Source organism: Paenibacillus wuxiensis, assembly GCF_040195695.1.
Lineage (GTDB): Bacteria > Bacillota > Bacilli > Paenibacillales > Paenibacillaceae > Paenibacillus_B > Paenibacillus_B suaedae.
Window position 1 is genome coordinate 1 of the sequence record NZ_JBEFZI010000016.1, and the last position, 25,940, is coordinate 25,940.

Annotated in this window: 1 protein-coding gene; it reads right to left on the bottom strand. The window is 55.6% G+C overall.

What is annotated here, in order from left to right:
• A partial coding sequence (locus tag ABN764_RS26960) for a non-ribosomal peptide synthetase (protein WP_446673666.1) occupies positions 1-25,850 on the bottom strand: 25,850 nt, incomplete at its 3' end.
• Positions 25,851-25,940: the final 90 nt, after the last annotated feature.

The window sequence follows — 25,940 nt, forward strand, 5'->3', positions numbered from 1 at the left end:
GGCGTCGTCTGCATCAGCTGTACCGGATGCTCCGCCAGCAAATCGCCCAGCAGCGCAGGGTCCTGAAGCTCCGCTTCATTGGCGAGAACGATCTGCATCCCGTAGCTTAGCGGTACCCAGCTCTCGGTCACGAAGATGTCGAAGGACACCGTGGTGACCGAGAGGATCGATGCAGATGGCGCAAACGGCAGCGAGCGCACCATCCCCGCGATAAAGTTCACGACGTTCCGGTGTTCTACCACCACGCCTTTCGGCTTGCCGGTGGTGCCCGACGTGTAGATCACATACGCGCTGTTCATCGGCGTTGTCGGTACATTCGACTGTACATCCGTTGATCTCGTGGAGGTCGGTGAATAGGCTTCCAGTTCCTCCGCGGAGGCGAATCTCACCATGGCGGAGCAGTTCTTCTGCCCTTCGGCATCCGTGGCGGCCAAGCGTTCCTTCTTTCCTTCGACAGCCGCAGCGGCTATTTCCGTAACGGCAGAGCGTTCCTCATCCAAGCACGTAACAGCCAAACGTTCCTTATCCAAGAACAGGACATGTCGCAGCGGCGTTTCTTCCCAGTCTGCCACCGTTTCCGTCTGTGCCCCTTCGCTCAGCAAGATTTGGATACCGGCATCCTGAATCATCCCCTCGATGCGCGCTGCCGGCAGCGCCGGGTCCAGCGGCACATAGGCCGCGCCAGCTTTCAGCACGCCTAGCAGACCGGCGATCAGTTGCGGTGAACGGCTGAGCAGCACCCCGACGCGGTCTTCGCTTCTCACCCCGTGCGCACGCAGCCAACCGGCGATGCAGTTGGCTTGCGCTTCCAGCTCGCTGTACGTCCATACCGCCTCGCCGCTTACGAGCGCCGGTTGCTCCGGCGTCCGTGCAGCCTGCTGTTCGAACAGCATATGCACCGTTGCTTCCGCCGGCAGCTCAACCGCCGTATCGTTGAATGTCACCAGCAGTTCTTTCCGCTCTTCGGCCGTCAGCACTTCCAGCTTTTCTACCGCCACGTTCGGGGTGGACACGATCTGCTCTACCATCCGCATCCAGTGACCTTGCAAGCGCTCCATCGTGCATTGCTCGTACACCTGTCCGTTGTAGTCGAAATGAATGTGCAGCTCTTCTCCCGGCTGAATCATCACATTCAGGTCGTAATTCGTTTGTTCGTCCGCCTGAACCCCCGTAATTTCCAGTCCGCTTGCATCCGCTGACGCTTCCGTCTGCGCGGTTTGCATCGGGTAATTCTCGAACACAAGAATATGGTCGAACAGCTCTCTCGTTCCGGCGCACTGCGCCTGGATCTCGTGCAGCGGATAGTAGGCGTAACCTTGCGAGGCCAGCGCCTGCGCCTGCATGCGGCGCAGCAGGTCCGCAACCGTTTCCCGGCCCTCGCACACTACCCGGACAGGCAGCGTATTGATAAACAGTCCGATCATCCCTTCCACGCCGGGCAGGTCTGCCGGTCGGCCCGACACGACGCCGCCAAATACCGCATCCCTGTTGCCGCTGTAGGCGTGCAGCACCAGTCCCCATGCCGTTTGCATCAACGTGCTTACCGTTACGCCGTGCGCAGTGGCCGCTAGTGCGATGGCTTTGCTCTGCTCCCGAGGGACACTCCAGCTCACTCGTTTCGCTTCAAAGCCTTGCCCCTGACGCTGCCGCTTCGGCAGCGATGATAGCGCTTCGCTGCCCTCCAACTCCTCCTTCCAGTAGCTTCGTGCCGAATTCGCGTCCTGTTCGGACAGCCAGCGGATATAGTCGCGGTACGCGCGGACGCTGCGTAACGGCGGCTCTTCTCCGGCGCGCAAGGCGTTGTAGATCCCCAATACTTCTTCCATCACCAGCGGCAAGCACCAGCCGTCCATCAACAGGTGATGGAAGCTCCATATCACCTCGTGGGTTTGCTCTCCTGTGCGGAGCACCGCCACACGCATCAGGCTCTCTGACGCTACCGCAAAGCCTTGCTTTCGGTCGTCTAACTTCCACTGCGCTATGCAAGCTGCCTGCTCGCCCGCGTCGTGCATCGTCAGATCGCGATAGGCGATGTGGAACGGCCGTTTACGGTATACGACTTGCAGCGGCTCGCTTCGCCACTGACTGTCGATGCTCGTTCGCAGCACCGCATGCCGCTGCACGACGGTTTGCCAGCTTTGTTCAAACGCTGCCGGCTGCAGCTCACCCTGCAGGGTCAGATGGATCTGGTTCACGTAGGCACCAGCTTGCGGGTCAAGACGGCTGTGGAACAGCATCCCTTGCTGCATCGGCGTCAGCGCGTACACCTCTTCGATCTCACCTAACGCTGCGCTGCGCTGCATGAGCGCATCCAGCTCTTCTTGCGTAAAGCCAGGCTGCAGCACATCGCTTGGCGTCAGTTCCGTCCTCTCCTGCGTGACACAATGGGCTAGCAGCTCTTGCAAGCTGATCTGCAACTCGTACGCAAAGCGCTCCATCGTCGCTTGGCGGTACTGCTCTGCGCTGTAGCTGATGTGCAGGCGAAGTGCTCCATCCGCGATCATGCCGTTGCATTCTAATGCCGCCGCACGCTGTCTTCTGCCGCTTATCGCCTCTCCCGTAGAAAGCGACGAGACTCGCAGCGCACTGCGCTCCAAATCCTGATCGAACTGTCCCAAATAGTTGAATGATATGTCTGGATCGCACGCCCACTCCGCCTCATCCGACGCGGACATGTAGCGCAGAAGACCATAGCCGATCCCTTTCTGCGGAATCGCACGCAGCGTTTCCTTCACACGCTTAATCCGCTGCGACAGGCTCATCTTCGGCTCGATCTCCAGCACCACCGGATACGCGCTCGTAAACCAGCCGACCGTCCGGCTTACATCCACATCCTCCGCAATCGGTTCTCTGCCGTGCCCTTCCAGCAAGACCGCCACGCGTTCGAGTCCGCTCCACGCTTGAACCGCCATCGCCAGTGCGGTCAGCAGCAGATCGTTGACCTCCGTACCGTAGGCCCGGTGTGCTTCTTTCAACAATTGCTGCGTCTGTGCCTGCGACCACTCCACCGTCAGCGTCCGGCTGACGGCCAGCGTGGACGCGCCTTGCTCATCATCTTTAGGCAGAGGCACTAGATCCTTCTCTACAATCGATTGCCAGTAAGCGCGCTGCGCCTCCATCGCCGGACTTGCCGCATAGGCGCCAAGCTGACGCGACCATGTTTGAAACGAGTCCGTTTTCAGCGGCAGCCGAATGTCCTGTCCTTGCGCCGCTTGTTCGTAAGCTGTAGCTATATCCTCAAAAAGGATGCGCCAAGATACTCCGTCGACGACCCAATGATGAATCGCGATCAGCAAATGATCCCCGTCCGGGCACTGGAACAAGCCCAGTTTCAGGAGCGGACCAGCGGCCAGCGAGAAGCCGGCCTGCAGCTTGCCTGCCTCCGTCTCTACTCGCTGGCTCCATGTTTCTTCGCCACGGAAGTCCAATACGTCCAGACTGTAGTTTTCGCCGTCTTCCACGCTGCGGTTCCAAGCAGCGTAGCCGTCTTCCGTCTGCGTGACAATCATCCGCAGCGCGTCGTGATGCCTAGCGATGCGCTGCATCGTCAGGCGCAGCGCCCCGATGTCGAACCGGTCTTCCCGATGCAGCATGACCGCATGGTTGAAATGATGCAGATCCACCGGATCATGCTGCACAAACCAGCGCTGGATTGGCGTAAGCGGCACTGGACCATGCACCTCTTCTTGTTCCGCACGGCGAGTGACCGCTGTCATCTGGGAGCTAAGCTCGGAGACGACCGGATAGCGGAACAGATCTTTCATCTCGACCTTATACCCTGCTTGCAATAGCCGTGAAGCGACTTGAATCGCTTTGATCGAATCGCCGCCAAGCTCGAAGAAATGATCTAGGATGCCAATCTTCTCTACGCCCAGCACCGACTGCCAGACGGACACGAGCGCTTTTTCCTCGCCCGTGCGTGGGGCGACGTATTCCGTCCCCGCACTCAGGCCTGCTTCCGGCGCTGGCAGCGCTTTGCGGTCCACTTTGCCGTTGGGCGTCAGCGGCATCTGCGCAAGCTGCACGAAGTACGACGGGATCATGTAACCTGGCAGTTTTTGCGCCAGAGGGTTTCGAAGTTTATCGGCCTCTAGATCACGTGTCGCTTTGATGTACGCACACAGCGCCTTCCGGCCGGTTTCGTCCTCGCGGGCGATGACCACCGCTTCCTGAACGTCCGTTACGCGAAGAAGCTGCGCTTCGATTTCTCCAAGCTCAATACGATAACCGCGGATTTTCACCTGATCGTCCATGCGACCTGCATACTCTATTGTTCCATCCAGCAGCCAGCGGGCCAAATCGCCTGTTCGGTACAACCGCTCGCCTGCTGCATACGGATGCTCCACAAACTTCGTCGCTGTTAACTCCGGATTGTTCAAGTATTCGCGTGCCAGTCCGCTGCCGCCGGTATACAACTCTCCAATCACGCCAATAGGCAGTATCTCTTTGGCTTTGCCCAGCACGTATACTTGCGTGTTGCTGATCGGACGGCCGATCGGAATCGACGCGCGCTCCACATCCGACATGCGGATTTCATGGCAGCACGTAAACGTCGTGTTTTCCGTCGGACCGTAACCGTTGATCAGCCGTATTTCGCTGAATCGCTCCAACACTTTTTTCGCATGCGGCCTTGAAACAACGTCACCGCCAACCAGCAGCTGCTTCACCCCGTGCAAACCTTCCAACTGCTCTTCCACCATTACATGAAACAAGCCAGCCGTTAGCCACAAAATACTGACGTGATGCTGCTGAATCGCCTGCACCCAGTCCGTTAGCGACAATTTGCCGGGCGGCAAAATCGCCAGCGCCGCACCATTCAGCAAGCTTCCCCATATCTCAAACGTCGCAGCGTCAAAGGAAATCGTCGAGCCCTGCAAAAATACGTCTTGTTCGCTAATGTCCACATAATTCGATGACAAAACAAGTCTGACAACCCCGCGATGCGTCACGCATACCCCTTTAGGCGTTCCTGTTGAACCCGACGTGTAGATGATGTACGCCAGATCATCGGCCATTGCCGCCACAGCCAAGTTCGCACTGCTTGCAAGGTATTCTTCTGTACCGGCCAACGGCTCTTCTTCCAGTTCCACCTGGATTCCCGCAAAAGAAGCCTTCTCCTTCAAATGCTTCTGAATCAGCAGCACCTGCGCCCCTGAATCCTCTAACATATAGGAGATGCGTTCCTGAGGATACTCGGGATCGATCGGCACATACGCTCCACCAGCTTTTAGTATCGCCAGTATGCCTACGATCATCTCCAGCGAGCGTTCGGCCATGATGCCTACCAACTGCTTACGCTGCACCCCTTGCACCTGCAACCTTCTCGCCAAGCGGTTCGCCCGCTCGTTCAACTCTCGGTACGTCAGCTGCCTATCTTCAGATGCCACAGCTACCGCATCCGGATTCCATGCAGCATGCTGTTCGAATAATGCATGCACCGTTGCTTCGACGGGCAGCTCCACCTCCGTATCGTTGAATGTCACCAGCAGCTCTTCCCGCTCATCAGCCGTCAGCATCTCGATGCTACCCAGCATCGCCTGCGGATGACGGACTGTTTGACGCAGCAGCTCGGTGAAGTGACCCGCCCAGCGCTCGATCGTCGTCCGTTCGAATAGTTTCGACGCATATTCCAGGGAGCACCGCATCCCCTGTTCGTGCTCTCTGACCGATAGCGTCAAGTCGAATTTCGCCGCTCCGCTCTCGATCGGGTACGGCGCCCATTGCAGTCCCGCCAGCTCCAATTCGGTCTGCTCGGTGTTTTGCAGCACCAGCATGGCGTCGAACAGCGGATTGCGGCTCATATCCCGCTGCTTCACCACCTGCTCCACCAGCTCCTCGAACGGGTAGTCCCCATGCTCCAATGCTCCGAGCGCCGTCTGCTTCACTTCCTGCAAGTAAGCCGAGAACGGCTTTTCTCCGGACGGGTTCATCCGCAGCGCCAGCGTGTTCACAAACATCCCCATCATCCCTTGCAGGTCCGCATGGGAACGTCCGGCGATCGACGTACCGAGAATCAGTTCTTCTTGACCGCTTAACCGCCCGAGCAGGGCGCTGTATGCGGCCAGCAGCACCATGTACACGGTCGCGCCGTTTTCCCGCGCCAGCTCTCTGACCGCTTCCGCCAGCATACGATCCAGCTCGAACTCCACCCGATCCCCCTCGAAGCTGCGCACCGCCGGTCGCGGAGCATCTGTCGGCAGGCTCAGCACCGGCAGCTCGCCTGCAAACTGGCTCAGCCAGTAGCTTTCCATCTTCCGGTAAGCCGCACTTTGCCGGTAGCCTTGCTGCCAGAGCGCATAATCTTTATACTGCAGCCGCAGCGGTTCCAGTTCTTCTCCCGCATACAGCTTCGTCAATTCCTGCACCAAAATGTTCATGGAGGTGCCGTCGGAAATGATATGGTGCATATCGAACAGCAGCACGTGCTCCGCCTCGTCCAGCCGTACCACCGTCGTTCGCAGCAGCGGCGCAGCGCCAAGGTCAAACGGACGGAGGAAGTGACGAATGTACGCCTGTGCATCGGCTCCTCTCGCCTCCTCGTACGCGACGGTGAAGTCCGGAGCCTCTACGATGCGCTGCATCGGCTCCCCGTCTACCGCCGCAAACGCCGTGCGCAGCGATTCATGACGGGCGATGAGTGCCTGAAGGGCGATTTCCAGCCGCTGGCGATCCAGCGTTCCCGTCAGGCGCAGCGCTGCGGGCATGTTGTAGCTCAGTTCAGCGCCTTCCAGCTGCTGCAGCACATACAGCCGTTTTTGCGCGGACGACAGCGGATACGCTGCCTGCAGCGGAGCGGGCACAAGCGCTTCAAAGGTGCGGCCCTCCGCCGCCTCCAGGGCAGCCGCCAAGCTTTCAATCGTTGGTGAGAGGAACAATTGCCGCAGCGGCACTTCCGCTTCCAGCGTCTGATGAATGCGCGATACGAGTGTCATCGCCCGGAGCGAATGGCCGCCGATGTCAAAGAAGTTATCGCGAATGCCGACGCGTTCTAGACCCAGCACCTCTTGCCATAGCTGCGCCAGCTTCGCTTCCGTCGCCGTACGTGGCGCTGCATACTCCGTTCCCGTTCGCAGCGTACCTACTGGTGCCGGCAGCGCTCTGCGGTCGATTTTGCCGTTGTTCGTCATCGGCAGTTCTTCCAGCTGCACGACATACGCCGGAATCATATAGTCCGGCAAGTTCAATCGCAAGGCTTCGCGCAGTTCGGCGAATGTAAATTCGCGTTCGCCTGCCACATACGCGCACAGCTCATGGCTGCCTCGCTCATCGGGCAGCGCGATGACGGCCGCTTCTCGAATTCCTTCCAACGCTAACAGTATGGTTTCGATCTCGCCCGGTTCGATCCGATATCCTCTTATTTTCACCTGATGATCGATACGGCCCAAATACTCCAGGTTGCCATCGGCCAACAAGCGGGCCCGATCCCCGGTCCGATACATCCGTGTCCCTTCCAGCCATGGATTGGCCAGAAACTTCTCCTGCGTCCAGCCCGGCTGATGCAAGTAGCCTCGGCCGACACAAGCGCCGCCGATATACAGCTCGCCCGCTACACCGATCGGCTGCAGCTGTCCGAGCTCGTCCAAAATGTATACAGACGAATTGCTGATCGGCTTGCCGATCGGCGGCAGCGCCATCATCGGCTCTTGCGGCCTGATCGTGTACGTGGTGGCTACATGCGTTTCCGAAGGGCCGTAATGATTGTGAAGCGTAACGCCCTGCTCCTGCAAGTAGCGCTGCAGCGCCGGGCCAACAATCAGTGCCTCTCCAGCCGTAATCAGATGCTGCACGCACGTTGGCCAATTCACTTCGTATGTTGGATCGTTCCACACGAATTTGACGAACGACGACGGCAGCAGCAAGGTTGGAATGCCTCGTTCCTCCACATAACGGAAGAGCGCAGTCGGATTTTGGCGCATGTCCTCCTCGATCACATGCAGCGTTCCGCCCGCCAGCAAGGTGGAGAAGATTTCCTGATAACTCACATCAAAGCTGTACGACGCATACTGCAGCACCTGCTTGTCAAATGGAATGGATGTACGCTCGTATTGATGCATAATCAGGTTCACAAGATTACCATGCTCCAACATGACGCCTTTCGGCTTACCGGTCGTACCTGAAGTATAGATAACGTAGAGCAAACGGCTGCTTTCGTTATCCGGGCTATCAGGGCTTTCAGGGCTTTCAGGGCTTTCAGGGCTTTCAGAGCTATCACGGCTCCGCGCACTTTGTTCGCTTGCCGCAAGAAGCTCTTCGATGATGAGCGTCTTGCCCTCATATCCAAGACCTCCGCTCGTTGAAGCGGAAGGGGCATCCGCCAGCAGGCAAGCCACTTTCGAATCTTCCAGCATGTACGCTATGCGCTCCGCCGGATAGGAAGGGTCGACTGGAAGGAAGGCCGTTCCTGCTTTCAAAATGCCCAACAAGCCAATCATCATATGGGCGGAACGTCCCGCCATCAGCCCGACAATACCGCCGCTGCCGATCTGTTCCCGGCGCAAAGCATCCGCCAGGCGATCCGATAACCGATCCAGTTCTTCGTAAGTAAGGCTTGTACCGGCACATACGAGCGCGACAGCTTCCGGTGTTGCCTTCGCCTGCTTGCGGAACAACTGATGCACCGAGGCATTCGGCATTTTCTGTACAGATCCGTCCATCCAGCCTTGGAGCATCAACCGATCCTGTTCGTTCAACAAGCTCGCATTGCCGAGCTTGACATCCGGGTTAGCGGCCGTATGCCGCAGCAGCGTGAGGAAATGATCTTTCCACCGTGAGATCGTATCCGCCTCGAAGAGCGCTGTCGCGTACTCCAGGCTGCCGTGCAGTTCCTGTCCCTCCTCGTGAATAAATAGCGACAAGTCGAATTTCGATGTCGGGTTATCCAACGCGTAGGGTGCGATGTTGACATCGGCCATCTGCAGCTCAGCCCGGTTCATATTTTGCAGCACGAACATCGCATCGAAAATCGGATTGCGGCTCACATCCCGATGCCGCACGACGTGCTCCACCAGTTCTTCAAACGGGTACTCCGCATGCTCAAACGCCGTTAAAGCCAGTTGTTTCATTTCTTCCAAATAGCTTCGGAATGTTTTGTCGGCGGATGGCATCGAGCGGATGGCTAAGGTGTTGACAAACATGCCGAGCATGCCAGACAGGTCGGCATGCGGCCGGCCAGCAATCGGCGTTCCCACAATAATCTCGTCCTGACCTGCCAATTTGCCTAGGAACATGCTGTAAGCAGCGAGCAGTACCATAAATAATGTAGTTCCCGTGTCTTGCGCCAACTGCTTGATGCCGGCCGTCAATTCTGCATCGATCGTGAAATCCATTCGGCTGCCCACGAAGCTTTGGATCGACGGACGGGCGAAATCGGCTGGCAGCTGAAGAACCGGAAGCTCACCGACAAGCTGCTGCAGCCAGTACTCTTTTTGTTGGACATACATAGGCGAATGACGGTTTGCCGCCAACCAGACGGCATAATCCTTATAATGAAGCGACACGGGCTCAAGACGATCGCCGGCATATAGCCTTGTCACCTCTTCAATCAAAATGCCCATGGAAGTTCCGTCGGAAATAATATGATGCATGTCAAACAGGAGCAAATGCTGCGTATCGGTCAGCTTGGTCAACTGAACGCGCAGCAGCGGTGCCTGGCTCAGATCGAAAGGACGAATAAACTCCCGGATGAGGTCTTCCGCTCTCCTGTCCCCGGCTTCCCGATAAGGCAAATCGAACGCGACCTCAGCGCTAATTCGTTGAACAGGCTCGCTGTCCACCATACTAAATCCGGTTCGCAGCACCTCATGGCGGGCGATAAGCTCCCGGCAAGCCTGTTCCAATCGGACAAAGTCCACGCGTCCATGGAATAACAGGGCTGCAGGCATGCTATAGCTTAGTTCTGCGCCTTCAAACTGCTGCAAAATGTACATCCGTTTCTGCGCCGAGGACACCGGGTAGTAGTCCCTTGCTTCGGCCTGCGGAATGACGGCATATTCCAACCGCTCCAGCTCAGAGATCGCCTGCGCCATCTCTTCAACTGTCGGATAAAAGAACACGTTTCTTAGGGGCAGGCTCACGCTCATTTCCTTATTTACTCTGCTTACAAGCGTCATCGCTCGGAGCGAATGGCCCCCGATTTCAAAGAAGTTATCGCGGATGCCGACACGTTCCAACCCCAGCACCTCTTGCCATAGTTGCACCAGCTTCGCTTCCGTCGTCGTGCGTGGCGCTGCATACTCCGTCCCCGTTTGCAGCCCACCATCTGGCGCCGGCAGCGCCTTATGGTCCAGTTTCCCATTTGGCGTGAGCGGCATCTTCTCCAAGCGAATGAAGTGCGAGGGGAGCATATAAGACGGAAGGCCCGCTGCCAGCTTGCTTCGCATCTCCTGCGCCGTTAGCTCGCCACTGCCCGTTACATAGGCGCACAGTTCCTGCGTTTCCCCGGTAACAACCGACACGACCGCTTCTTTGACGCCTTCAATTCGCAGCAAATGCGCTTCGATCTCGCCCAGTTCGATCCGGTAACCGCGGATCTTCACCTGATGGTCGATCCGTCCCAGATGCTCCAATCTGCCATCTGGTAGCCATCGGGCCAAATCGCCCGTCCGGTAGATCCGCTCTCCGGATAGAAACGGATGATCGACAAACTTCTCCCTGGTCAGCTCTTCGCGCGCCCAGTATCCGCGGGCGACCCCGGCGCCTCCGAGGCACAGCTCGCCTACGGCTCCGATCGGCTGCAACTGCAGCGCTTCGTTCAGCACGTACGCCTGCGTGTTCGCCAGCGGACGGCCGATGCTGACTTTTCCTCCTTCGCTATCCTCCAGATGTTCAAACGTAGACCACACCGTCGTTTCCGTCGGGCCGTACATATTGTACAGCGACGCATTGGTTTGCTCCCGAAGCTGCTTCAGCAGCGCCGCAGGCAGCGGCTCGCCGCCGATTAACAGAGCTGGTATACGGCACAACTGCGCGGCGCTGTGCTCCTGCTCCAGCATCATCGACAGCCTCGAAGGCGTCGTCTGCATCAGTTGTACCGGATGCTCCGCCAGCAAATCGCCCAGCAGCGCAGGGTCCTGAAGCTCAGCTTCGCTCGCGAGAACGATCTGCATCCCGCAGCTGAGCGGTACCCAGCTCTCGGTCACGAAAATGTCGAAGGACATCGTGGTGACCGAGAGGATCGACGCAGATGGCGCAAACGGCAGCGAGCGCATCATCCCCGCGATAAAGTTCACGACGTTTCGGTGTTCCACCACCACGCCTTTCGGTGTGCCTGTAGTGCCAGACGTGTAGATCACATACGCGCTGTTCATCGGCGTTGTCGGTACATTCGACTGTACATCCGTTGATCCCGTGGATACCGGCGAATAGGCTTCCAATTCTTCCGCGGAGGCGAACCTCACCATGGCGGAGCAGTTCTTCTGCCCTTCGGCTTCCGTGGCAGCCAAGCTTTCCTTCTTCCCTTCGACAACCGCAGCGGCTATTTCCGTAACGGCGGAGCGTTCCTCATCCAAGCACAGGACATGCCGTAGCGGTGTTTCTTTCCAGTCCGCCACCGTTTCCGTCTGTGCCCCTTCGCTCAGCAGGATACGGATACCCGCATCCTGAATCATTCCCTCGATGCGCGCTGCCGGCAGCGCCGGATCCAGCGGCACATAGGCAGCGCCGGCTTTCAGCACGCCCAGCAGAGCTGCGAACAGTTGTGGCGAACGGCTGAGCAGCACCCCGACGCAGTCTTCGCTTCTCACCCCGTGCGCACGCAGCCAGCCGGCGATGCGGTTGGCTCGCGCTTCCAGCTCTCCGTACGTCCATACTGCCTCTCCGCTTACGAGCGCCGGTTGCTCCGGCGTCCGTGCAGCCTGCTGTTCGAATAGCGCATGCACCGTTGCTTCTGCAGGCAGCTCAACCGCCGTATCGTTGAATGTCACCAGCAACTCTTCCCGCTCGTCGGCCGTCAGCACCTCGATGCTTCCCAGCAGCGCCTGCGGATGACGGACTGCTTGGCGCAGCAGTTCGGTAAAGTGGCCCGCCCAGCGCTCGATCGTCGTCCGTTCGAACAGTTTTGACGCATATTCCAGGGAGCATCGCATTCCCTGCTCGTGCTCGTTGACCGACAGCGTCAAATCGAATTTGGCTGCTCCGCTCTCCATCGGATACGGCGTCCATTGCAGACCCGCCAGCTCCAATTCGGCCTGCTCGGTGTTTTGCAGCACCAGCATGGCATCGAACAACGGATTGCGGCTCATATCCCGCTGCTTCACAACCTGCTCCACCAGTTCCTCGAACGGGTAGTCCCCATGCTCCAAGGCCCCGAGCGCCGTCTGTTTCACTTCCTCTAAGAAAGCCGAGAACGGCTTTTCTCCAGACGGGTTCATCCGCAGCGCCAGCGTGTTCACAAACATCCCCAGCATCCCTTGCAGGTCCGCATGGGAACGTCCGGCGATCGACGTACCGACGATCACCTCTTCTTGACCGCTTAACCGCCCCAGCAGGGCGCTGTATGCAGCCAGCAGCACCATGTACACGGTCGCGCCGTTTTCCCGCGCCAGCTCTCTTATCGCTTCGGCCAGCACGCTGTCCAGCTCGAAATCGACCCGATCCCCATCGAAGCTGCGCACCGCCGGTCGCGGAGCATCCGTCGGCAGGCTCAGCACCGGCAGCTCGCCTGCAAACTGGCTCAGCCAATAGCTTTCCATCTTCCGGTAAGCTCCACTTTGCCGGTAGCCTTGCTGCCAGAGCGCATAATCCTTGTACTGCAGCCGCAGCGGTTCCAGTTCTTCGTCGGCATACAGCTTCGTCAATTCCTGCACCAAAATGTTCATCGAGGTGCCGTCGGACACGATATGGTGCATATCGAACAGCAGCACGTGATCCGCTTCGTTCAGCCGCACCACCGTCGTCCGCAGAAGCGGCGCAACGCCAAGGTCAAACGGACGGAGGAAGCTGCGAATGTACGCCTGCGCATCGGCTCCTCTCGCCTCCTCGTACACGACGGTGAAGTCGGGAGCTTCTACGATGCGCTGCATCGGCTCCCCGTCTACCGCCGCAAACGCCGTGCGCAGTGATTCATGGCGAGCGATGAGCGCCTGGAGGGCGGCTTCCAGCCGCTGGCGATCCAGCGTTCCCGTCAGGCGCAGCGCAGCGGGCATGTTGTAGCTCAGTTCGGCGCCCTCCAGCTGCTGCAGCACGTACAGCCGTTTTTGCGCGGACGACAGCGGATACGCCGCCTGCAGCGGAGCGGGCACAAGTGCTTCAAAGGTGCCACCCTCCGCCTCCTTCAGGGCAGCCGCCAAGCTTTCAATCGTTGGCGAGAGGAACAATTGCCGCAGCGGCACCTCCGCCTCCAGCGTCTGATGGATGCGCGATACAAGCGTCATCGCCCGGAGCGAATGGCCGCCGATGTCAAAGAAGTTATCGCGAATGCCGACGCGTTCCAGCCCCAGCACCTCTTGCCATAGCTGCGCCAGCTTCGCTTCCGTCGCTGTGCGCGGCGCCACATACTCCGTTCCCGTCTGCAGCGTCCCTTCCGGCGCCGGTAGCGCTCTGCGGTCGATTTTGCCGTTGCTCGTAATCGGCAGTTCTTCCAGTTGCACGACATACGCCGGAATCATATAGTCCGGCAAGTTCAATCGCAAGGCTTCTCGCAGTTCGGCGAATGTAAATTCGCGTTCGCCTGCCACATACGCGCACAGCTCATGGCTGCCTCGCTCATCGGGCAGCGCGATGACGGCCGCCTCACGAATTCCATCCAACGCTAACAGTCTGGTTTCAATCTCGCCCGGTTCGATCCGATATCCTCTTATTTTCACCTGATGATCGATACGGCCCAAATACTCCAGGTTGCCGTCGGCCAACCAGCGGGCCCGATCCCCGGTTCGATACATCCGCGTTCCTTCCAGCCATGGATTGGCCAGGAACTTCTCCTGCGTCCAACCCGGCTGATGCAAGTAGCCTCGGCCGACACAAGCGCCGCCAATATACAGCTCGCCCGCTACGCCGATTGGCTGCAGCTGTCCGAGCCCGTCCAAAATGTACACGGACGAATTGCTGATTGGCTTGCCGATTGGCGGCAGCTCCATCATCGGCTCTTGCGGCATCATCGTGTACGTGGTCGCTACATGCGTTTCCGAAGGTCCGTAATGATTGTGAAGCGTGACGCCCTGCTCCTGCAAGTAACGCTGCAGTGCCAGGCCGACAATCAGCGCCTCTCCAGCCGTAATCAGATGCTGCACGCACGTTGGCCAACTCGCTTCGTAGGCCGGATCGTTCCAAACGAATTTGACGAACGACGACGGCAGCAGCAAGGTTGGAATGCCTCGTTCCTCCACATAGCGGAAGAGCGCAGTCGGATTTTGGCGCATATCCTCCTCGATCACATGCAGCGTTCCGCCCGACAGCAAGGTGGAGAAGATTTCCTGATAACTCACATCAAAGCTGTACGACGCATACTGCAGCACCTGCTTGTCAAATGGAATGGATGTACGCTCGTATTGATGCATGATCAGGTTCACGAGGTTGCCATGCTCCAACATGACGCCCTTCGGCTTCCCAGTCGTACCTGACGTATAGATAACGTAGAGCAATCGACTGCTCTCGTTATCCGACTCGCAAGAGCCGCTATCAGAGCTATTAGTGTTATTAGTGTTATCAAAGCTATCATGGCTCCACGCACTTTGCGCGCTTGCCGCAAGAAGCTCTTCGATGATGAGCCTCTTGCCCTCATATCCAAGACCTTCGTGCGTTGGAGCGGAAAGGGCATCCACCAGCAGGCAAGCCACTTTCGAATCCTCCAGCATGTACGCTATGCGTTCCGCCGGGTAGGAAGGGTCGACCGGAAGGAAAGCCGCGCCTGCTTTCAAAATGCCCAGCAAACCGATCATCATGTGGGCGGAACGTCCCGCCATCAGCCCGACAATACGGTCGCTGCCGATCTGTTCCTGGCGCAAGGCAGCAGCAAGGCGATCCGACAACCGATCCAGTTCTTCGTACGTAAGCCTTGTATCGGCACATACGAGCGCAATCGCTTCCGGTGTTGCCTTCGCCTGCTTGCGGAACAACTGATGCACCGGGGCATCCGGCGTTTTCTGTGCAGGCCCGTCCATCCAGCCTTGGAGCGTCATCCGATCCTGTTCGTTCAGCAAGCTTGCTTTGCCGAGCGTGACATCGGGGTCAGCAGCCATATGCTGCAGCAGCGTGATGAAATGATCTTTCCACCGTGAGATCGTATCCGCCTCGAAGAGTGCTGTCGCGTACTCCATGCTGCCGTGCAGTTCTTCTCCCGCCTCGTGGATAAATAGCGACAAGTCGAATTTCGATGTCGGGTTTTCCAACGCGTAGGGGGCAATGTCGACATCGGCCATCTGCAGTTCGGATCGGTTCATATTTTGCAGCGCGAACATCGCGTCGAAAATCGGATTGCGGCTCACATCCCGCTGCCGTACGACGTGCTCCACCAGTTCTTCAAACGGGTACTCCGCATGCTCAAACGCCGTTAAAGCCAGTTGCTTCATTTCTTCCAAATAGCTTCGGAATGTTTTGTCGGCAGAAGGCATCGAGCGGATGGCTAAGGTATTGACAAACATGCCGAGCATACCGGACAGGTCGGCATGCGGCCGACCGGCGATCGGCGTTCCCACCACAATCTCGTCCTGACCAGCCAGTTTGCCCAGGAACATGCTGTAAGCCGCGAGCAGTACCATGAATAACGTAGTTCCCGTGTTTTGCGCCAGTTGCTTGATGCTGGCAGTCAATTCCGCATCGATCGCGAAATCCAATTGGCTTCCCGTGAAGCTTTGGATCGACGGACGGACGAAATCGGCTGGCAGCTGAAGAACCGGAAGCTCGCCGCCGAGTTGCTGCAGCCAGTACTCTTTTTGTTGAACATACGTATTCGAATGACGGTTTGCCGCCAGCCAGACGGCATAATCCTTATAATGAAGCGATACGGGCTCGAGACGATCGCCGGCATACAGCCTGGTCACTTCTTCAATCAAAATGCCCATGGAAGTTCCGTCGGAAATAATATGATGCATGTCAAACAGGAGCAGATGCTGCGTATCGGTCAGCCTAATCAACTGAACGCGCAGTAACGGTGCCTGGCTCAGATCGAAAGGACGAATAAACTCCCGGATGAGGTCTTCCGCTCTCCTGTCCCCGGCTTCCCGATAAGGCAAATCAAACGCGACCTCAGCGCTAATTCGTTGAACAGGCTCGCCGTCCACCACATCAAACCCGGTTCGCAGCACCTCGTGGCGGGCGAGCAGCTCCCTGAAAGCCTGTTCCAATCGGACAAAGTCCACGCGTCCATGGAATAACAAGGCTGCAGGCATGTTATAGCTTAGTTCCGCGCCTTCAAGCTGCTGCAGCACGAACAGCCTTCTTTGTGCGGATGACAGCGGATAATAATCGCATGGCTCGGCCGGCTGCAATCCCTTAAACAGATCCTTCGATTGCCGCTCGACAAGCGGAGCCAACGCTTCAATGGTTGCAAAGCGGAAAATGTCACGAATCGAGACTTGTACATGCAACGCTTGATGGATGCGCGATGCCAACGTCATTGCCTTTAGCGAGTGGCCTCCCAATTCAAAGAAGTTGCTGCTTACTCCTACTTGCGAAATTTGCAGCACGTCTTCCCAAATTGCGGCTAGCTGAGCCTCCGTCCGTGTACGAGGAGCCATGTACGGCGCAACGGCTGCCGTTTCATAGGCCGGTACAGGCAATGCCGATCGATCCAGTTTACCGTTTTTAGTGAGCGGCAGCTCCGCAAGGCGGATGTAATGCTCAGGTACCATATAAGCAGGCAGCGCTAGGCTCATTTCATGTCTTAATGCGGGAAGATCTAACGTACTATCGCTGACATAATAAGCGCAAAGCACTTCGCTTCCAGGCTTATCTTTTCGAATGACGACGGACGCTTGCCGAATATCGGCATTCAGCAGCAGACGGGCTTCAATTTCACCCGGTTCAATCCGGTATCCTCGAATTTTGACCTGTTGATCGATCCGTCCCATATATTCAAGAGTGCCATCTGGCAGCCAGCGGGCAAGATCCCCTGTTGCATACATCGTTTGGCCTTCGTTGAAAGGATCGGGTTTGAATTTCTCTCGCGTAAGCTCAAGCTGATTCCAGTAGCCTTTGGCTACTCCGGCGCCGCCGAGATGCAATTGCCCAGGCACGCCAACAGGAAGCACCTGTCCACCGTCGCCCAGCACATAGGCTGTCGTTCCGCCAATTGGACGGCCAATTGGGATACTTGTCATGCCGTCCGTTTCGCTGACTCTGAACACGGTTGAAAACGTCGTATTCTCCGTAGGCCCATATCCGTTCCATATCGTGATATACGGGCATGCTTGCTGAACGGCCTGGACATGCTTCGGCAGCAGCACTTCTCCCCCCATGATCAAATGCTGAATTCCAGCAAAAAGTTCGTCACCCGCATCGGCCAAATGATGGAAAAGAGATGTCGTCAAAAACATAACCGTAATGCCGTTGGTTGCGATAAACTGTCCCAAACGGCTAGCGTTCAGCAGTACTTCTTTCTCCACAGGGTATAGTTGACCGCCATGAAGAATAGCGCCGAACATTTCAAAAGTCGCCGCATCGAAGCTGACCGAACCCGTCTGTGCGAAGCGATGTCCGTCATGAAACGGTACATATCCGCCGCCTGTGACCAGGTTGACCACATTGCCGTGTGTAACCAGCACGCCTTTCGGCCTTCCCGTTGTGCCGGAGGTGTACATGATATAAGCGGGATCATCGGCGCCGACCGTACGCGATTGCTCTTCTGCCACCGGATCCTCATGTAAAAGCCACTCGGCGTCGAGTCTGGCGACCGTCCCTTCATACGATTCCGGCGGGCACAAATTGCCGGCAACCAGCAAAAATTCCGCTCCACAATCGTCCAGAATATACAGATGACGCTCCTCCGGAGCTTCAGGGTCCAGCGGCACATAGGCGCCACCCGCCTTCAAAACTCCCATGACAGCTACAATAAACTCAATGGATCGATCAGCTAAAATTCCGACAGCCGCATGAAGCGGCAGTCCTTCGCTAAGAAGCTTGCCGGCGAGAATGCCCGACTGATGCTGCAGCGCTTCGTAGGTAAGGTGACGTTCGCCGCATACAACCGCCAATCGTTCCGGGTAATTGCGGACGACCTCAGCAAAACGCCCCGTAATCGAGACATTCGGCATCGGAGAAACAGGTAATCCGCTATAAGTCATAAGCTGTTCGATCTGCTCTTCTTCATTAAGCAATCTTGCTTCAGCAAGCAGCGTATCCGGGGCCGTAATCACATCATGCAGCATGACTGTGAAGTAACGGCACCAACGCTCTACCGTTTCGCGAGCAAACAAAGCCGTAGAAAACTCCATAGAGCAGCGATAGCCATCCGAGTGCTCGTTAACCTGAAGCGTAAGGTCAAACTTCGCCGTTGTATCTGCGAACGAATACGTGTCTACGCTCAAATCAGGAAGCACAATCGGTAACGAATCAGTATTTTGCAGCACAAATACGGCATCGAATAACGGATTGCGGCCCATATCCCGCTCTTTGACAATTTGATCGACCAAATCTTCCAGCGGGTAATCCCCATGCTCTAAGGCATCCATCGTCGTTTGTTTGATTTCTTGTATAAAATGCAAAAATTTCTTTTGTCCCGAAGGAAACGTGCGCAATGGCAATGTATTTACAAACATCCCCATCATAGACGACAAATCTGCATGGGGACGCCCGGCTACCGGGGAGCCGATGATAATCTCGTTTTGGCTGCACAATCGCGACAAAAACATGCTGTATGCCGCCAGCAATACCATGTACACGGTCGCCCCTTCATTCAGCGCCAACCTTTGCACGGACTCCGACAATGCCTTGTCTAGATGAAAATCAACACGTTCTCCGGCAAAACTGCGCAGCAACGGGCGTGAGTAATCGGTCGGAATATGCAGCACAGGCAGCTCGCCACCCAGATGCTGCAGCCAGTAGTCCTCATTCTTCCGATAAGCTGCACTATGAGCGTATTGCTGCTGCCATACGGCATAATCTTTGTATTGCAATCGAAGAGGCCCCAGTTGTTGTCTGGCGTACAGCTTCGCAAATTCTTCTACAAAAATGCTGATGGATACGCCATCGGAGATAATATGGTGCATATCAAGCAGCAAGTAATGCAGCTGTTCTCCCGCACTTAAAACCTCGACACGCAGCAAAGGCGCTTGCTCCAGATCGAATGGACGTACAAACTCCGCTATCCTTGCGTCAAGCTCTTGTTCCTCCGCTGCTCGGTAAACGACGGACGCGTGCACATGCTCGTGCACTTTCTGCATAGGCTGATTGTCGATGAATGTAAAGGATGTTCGCAGAGCGTCATGACGCAGAATGATCTGTTGCAGGGCCGACTCGAATCGCGCGGGATCCAGACTGCCTTCCATCCGGAGAACGGCCGGCATGTTGTAACTGACGTCTACGCCTTCCAGCTGCTGCAGCACGTACATCCTTTTTTGGGCCGACGTCAGCGGATAATAATCCATCGGCTCCGCCGGCTCCAGCGTATCGCTTGCTTTAACCGATCGGGAAGCGAGCGCCTCCGTCAATGCTTCAACAGTGGAGTATTGGAACAAATCTCGGAGCATAACGTCAGCCTGAAGCTCTTTTTGCATGCGGGAAACGAGTACCGTCGCTTTTAACGAATGGCCGCCTCGTTCAAAGAAATCATCCCTCACTCCGATTGGGCGAACGTCAAGCACTTCTTGCCACAATTCGGCCATTTTTTGTTCCGCATCGGATCTTGGTGCCAAATAACTTCCGCTTTCGGCCAGGTTGCTGCCCTCAGGATGCGGCAGAGCACGGCGATCCAATTTTCCATTGACAGTCAGAGGCATTTGCAGCATGGGAACAAAATAAGACGGGATCATGTAAGAAGGTAACGCAAAGTCAAGCCGTTGTCTCAGTTCCTTCGCCGTATAGTCCCGATCCGCGACAAAATAGGCGCACAGACTTGCATCGCCCTCCGATCCATTGATTACAGTCACAACTGCCTCGCTTATCCCAGGAAGCGTTAGCAGATGCGCTTCTATATCTCCGAGTTCGATCCTATTTCCGCGGATTTTCACCTGATGATCAATGCGTCCCAAGTACTCCAAAGTTCCATCCGGCAGCCACCGGGCCCAATCGCCAGTACGGTACATGCGCTCTCCAGGTACGAAAGGATCGGAAACAAACTTTGCTGCCGTCAATTCCGGCTGGTTCGCATACCCTCTTGCCAAACCAAGACCGGCAATGCAGAGCTCTCCCGGTACGCCGAATGGAGACAGCCTTCCCTGTGCATTGACAATATAGACACGAGTATTGGGTATAGGGCGTCCGATGGATACAGCAGTCTCTTCCGTTAATTCCACAGCCGTCGTTACGACCGTATTTTCGGTTGGGCCGTATTCGTTCATCAATTGCATTTCAGGATTCATTGCTTTCAAACGGCGAATTAAAGGCATGCCTACGGCCTCGCCTGCTACTACCGCACTGCGCACCGAGCGCCAATCCTCGCGGCTCATGTTTTCCAGCATGGCGGAGTAGAAGCTCGGCGGGCTCTGCAAATGGGTGATTTGATGATGGACGATAGCTTCGCGAATGGCTACAGCATCCTTGCTGTTCTGATCGCTCAGCATAACAACGGCTGCTCCTGAGACGATAGGCGCAAAAAAGTGAGTCACAAACGAATCGAATATAAAAGGATTCAGCATCAACGCCCTGTCGCTCGGGCCAAACTGGTAGTGGCGCTTTTTCCACTGTATGGTGTTCGCAAAGCTCCCGTGTTCGATAATAACGCCTTTGGATCTTCCTGTAGTGCCGGAAGTGTATATGATATAGGCCGAGTGCTTCGGATCGATCGAGCGTCCTTGCTCTTTCACGGGAACTTCTTGCAGCGGATTGTCTTCAAAGTATAGAACGGAAACATCCTGACGAAGCTCGGCAATGAGCGGCTTATACTTCTTGAACGTAAGCAGCGCTTGAGGGCGGCTGTCCTCCAGCATAAATCGAATCCGATCCGCGGGAAATTCCGGATCAATCGGGAGGTAGGCTCCTCCTGCTTTCAAGACGCCTATTATACCTGCTGCCATTTCTAACGAACGGTGAGTCATGACGGCGGCGATCGTATCCGTCCCTACACCGCGCCTGCGGAGTTCGGCGCCTATCTGCTCCGCCCATTCGTTTAGTTGCCGGTAGCTCAGCTCCCCCTCTCTCCCAATAATCGCCGGGAGGTCGGGAGTTAGCGCGGCTTGCTGCTCAAACAACGTAAGTACAGATGTTGCAGGATCATACGTTTCTTCTATACCGGCGAACCGCTCAAGCAAATGTTCTTTATCTTCGGCTGAAACCAAGTCGTAAGCGCCAAGTTTGACATCCTGGAAATGAACGGCCTGAAGGAGAATCTCTTGGAAGCAGTCACTCCAACGTACAATCGTATGTTGCATAAACAAAGAAGAATCGTATTCCCAACTCAATAAGAAGCTGTCCTCTCGCTCGGTTACAGTGAGCGTCAGGTCGAACTTGGCTGCCGTATAATCCAACGGATACGGAGTCAGATTGACATTCTCCAGTTTCAGCTCTTCATTTTCCCCATGCTGCAGAACGAGCATTGCGTCGAATAGTGGATTGCGGCTTAAATCGCGCTCTTGAACCATTCGCTGAACCAGTTCCTCAAACGGATATTTCTCATGCTCAAACGCAGATAGCGCCGTCTGCTCCACTTCGCGGAGATAGGCAGCAAACGTTTTTTCTCCTTCCGGGTACATGCGGAGCGCCAAGGTGTTTACAAACATCCCTAACATGCCTGACAAACCTGCAAGCTGGCGTCCCGCCACCGGCGTGCCAACAACGATCTCGTCTTGTCCGGCTATACGCGACAGAAATGCGCTGTATGTGGCTAGCAGTACCATGTACACAGTGGTGTTGCTCTTGCGAGCCAGCTCGCGCACAGCCGTTACAAGCTCGCCGCCCAGTTCGGCGTCTACCCGGCCGCCTTTAAAGCTGCGCACAGCAGGCCGCGGATTGTCGGTCGGCAGCCGGAGCACCGGTACCTCCTCGGCAAACTGCGACAGCCAATAGGCTTCCTCCTTAGCGTAATCCTCCGTATGACTATAGGCTTGCTGCCATACAGCATAGTCTTTATATTGCAGCTTTAGCGGCTCCATCGTCTCACCGGCATAGGCCGCAGCCAGCTCTTTCGTCAAGATTTGCACAGAAATACCGTCCGAGATGATATGATGCATGTCAAATAAGAGCAGATGCCGTTGATTCCCGAGATGTACGACTTTTGCCCGCAGAAGTGGTGCCGCGCCCAGATCGAACGGCTTGATAAACGCCCGAATAGGCGCGTCTGCTTCCCCGTCCTCCGCTTCCTCTTCCGCGATAAAGAAATCAACTTGCTGCTGCACGCGCTGAATGGGCTCCCCATCTACAATAGCAAATGAAGTACGCAAAGCATCGTGCCGAGCAAAAAGCGAATGGAACGCAGCTTCCAATCGTTCCTTATCCAGCGTCCCTTCCATAAGAAAGGCGGCCGGCATATTGTAGCTTAGTCCTGTGACATCCAATTGCTGTAGCATAAATAACCGCTTCTGTGCGGACGATAGCGGGTAATAGAGCTGCTCAGGAGCAGATTCAAGCGACTCGTAATTACGTTTCGCCGCCGAGCCGACCACCTCGGTTAAGTCTTTTAGCACTGACACCTGAAAGATGTCCCGCAATCCGAGTTCGATCTTGAACTCCTCATGAATGCGTGTCAACAGCGTCATCGCTTTCAGCGAATGGCCTCCAAGTTCAAAGAAATTATCCAGGAGTCCGATCTGCTCGTGATCCAGCACTTCTTGCCAAAGCTTTGCCATCCGTTGCTCAACATCCGTTACCGGGAGCAGATATGGTTTGGAGGAAATCCTTTCATCCAGCGCAGGCAAGGCTCTTCGATCCACCTTACCGTTTGTCGTCAAAGGAAGCTGATCCAGCTTCATAAAAGCGACAGGAATCATATAGTCCGGCAGCATCGAGGATAAGAATCCTCGCAGCTCATCTGTCTCAAGCTCCCTCTCGCCCGTGTAATAAGCGCAAAGCACCTGCTGACTATGGCGATCTGGCATAACGGCGACAACCGCATCACGGATGGATACAATTTGAATCATGCATGATTCAATCTCACCCGGTTCTACCCGATAACCCCGTATACTGAGTTGGTCATCAAGACGCCCAAGAAATTGCAAATTCCCGTCCGGAAGCCAGTAAGCGCGATCTCCGGTGCGATACATGCGTCCATCCGTCACGAACGGATCTTGAGCGAATCGCTCTGCTGTCAATTCCGGCCTGTTCAGGTAACCACGAGCTACCCCAGCTCCTCCAATGCACAACTCCCCCGGCACGCCAACGGGTTGCAATGTCCCGCCCTGACCAAGCACATACAGGTTGGCGTGTGGGAGCGGTCTGCCAATCGGCACGCTTCCGTCTTGAGGCAGTATACTTCCATTCATTGCCTCATAATAGGAAGCATCAATGCACGCTTCCGTCACCCCATAACTGTTGACAATACGCATGATAGAGCCGAAACGACTGTATACCCTCTGATAATCTTTCGCCGCAAAGCGGTCTGAGCCCATAATTAACAAACGCAAGTGTCCCGTACTTAAACCATTCTCGTAGATATAATCCATGAGCGGCACAAGCAATGCCGGCGTCGATTCCAGCAGTGTAATGCCTTGTTCGACGATGACCTCATGAAGACGAGGCAGGCTGAGACGAGTTTCATTCGAACATATAACGAGCTGTCCTCCGCTCAGCCATGCTCTGGCCAAATCGCCGGCAAATACGTCAAAAGAAAAGCTCGCCATTTGCAGCAGTCGTACTTCCATATCTCCGAGCTTGTATTCATAAAGCCATGACCATGCGGTTGAAATCCAACTGCGATGCTCGATCATAACCCCCTTGGGTCTTCCCGTAGTTCCGGAGGTATAGATAACATACGCAAGTCGCTCAGGTGAACAACCGTGAAGTAAATTGGTCGAATCGTTGTCATAGCTTGACGCATGCCTCAAATCTACGACTCGGCAACCGTCAGGCACGGTCATCATGTCATCGTCGGCAGTAAGCAGTACTTTTGCTTCGCTATCCCTTACCATATAAGCCAGGCGCTCGATAGGCAATGAGTTGTCCAATGGAACGAAAGCGCCGCCTGCCTTTAATACAGCAAGAACAGCAGTTACGATAAGCGGAGAACGTTCCCCCAGAATGGCCACAGGCTCCCCACTGCCTATGCCCAGGCGACGAAGCGTCCGAGCAAGCCTGTTCGCTTGCTCATTTAATTGTCCATAGGTCAGCGACAATCCGCCCAGTTCCGCAACAGCGATTTGATCCGGTGTATTTGCTGCATGGGTCTCAAACAATTCGTGCATAGAACGGTCAAGTCGTTGCTCGATCCGTTGCCCCAAGCTGTAAGTGTGGAGTATATTCTTCTGTTCTTCAGGAGGCAGAATATGCAATCGCCCTACCGACTGCAAGGGGTTCGATATCGCTTCCCGGATGACATGCAGCAATCTTTGGAACAAACAATCGATGTCTTGGCGCGCATACAAATCTGTCAAATAATCGATTTGAATGGCCATTTCTCCGGTTCCTACATGTTCGCGGATGTGTACCGTCAATTCGTTATCCTGGTGCCCATTTCCCAGAGGCAGCGTCTCGTATTGAAAAGGCGCATCGTCAGGCAGCGTGCCCCACTCCATCGGGTGATAATTGAAGAATACTGGCAGCAATGCCTCCGTAAAACCGAAACGGTTGCGAAGATCCGGGACAATCCGGTTAAACGGGTACTTTTGATGCCGAATCAGCTCGCTCTGCTTGTTCTTCACTTGTTTAAGAAAGTCTGCGAACGACCAAGAAGCGTCAATGCGCATGCGAAAAGGCGTCGTGCTGACGAGCATCGCAACCATCGACTTCTGTTCTCGAGATGTCCGATTGGCGTACATCGTTCCAAGCACAACTTCTTCTTCACCGCAAATCCGCGACATATACAAGCAAAGGGCAGATACAAACAAGTTAAATGGAGAAACATGCTGTGATTCGCAGAACGTACGGATGTCGTTGCATTCAGATGCCGGAATTTCATAATGGGCATAATTTGCCAAGCTGCCGGCCGTCTGCACAGCGTTTTCGGAAGTGCCAAGCCGTGTGATGGAAGGCAGCGTACGGAACTCGCCCTCCCAAAATGCCTTGTCTTTCTGAAACCGGGAAGATTGTAAATACTCCTCCTCGATACGGAGCAGATCCGTGCAAGCAGGAGCCTCTTCTTGAGGAAGCTCTCTATTGCAAAGCAAAGCATGATAGCCCTCAACGAATTCATTACCCAACAAGTTGAGCGAATAGCCGTCGGCAATAATATGATGAATGCTCAAAAACAGTCTGGCTTCTGATTCACCAGTCCGAAACAGCGTAAATTTAAATAAATGGGAGTCAAAAAGGGGAAACGGTTGACATGACAGAAACTCGACTTCTTCTTTCCATGCCTCTGGTTCTCTATCGCATAAATTCACAATATCAATGTCAATTGGTAGAAAAGGAGCAATATAACTTAGTGGCTCCTCACCTTCTCTCTGCTGCAATCGCATACGCAGAGCGTCGTGACGGAGAGCGAGGCTTTGCAGCACCTCTACGATCTTATCCTCTTGTATCGTGCCCTTGATAGTAAGCAAACTATTAAGCGTGGCAACTGTCGTGTGCGGATTCAAAAGCTCCATGTACCAAATTCGACGCTGCGCTTCCGTAAGCTCGAAATAAACTTTCTCATTTTGCTGAAGTTGCAGATTGGCTTCGCTCATTGACATAAATACCCTTCCTTCTCTTTGGAATCCTTGGAATGCCGGTATTGGTCATGCTGTCGACTGTGGGGTGAATGTAACACAGTAGCTCTCAAT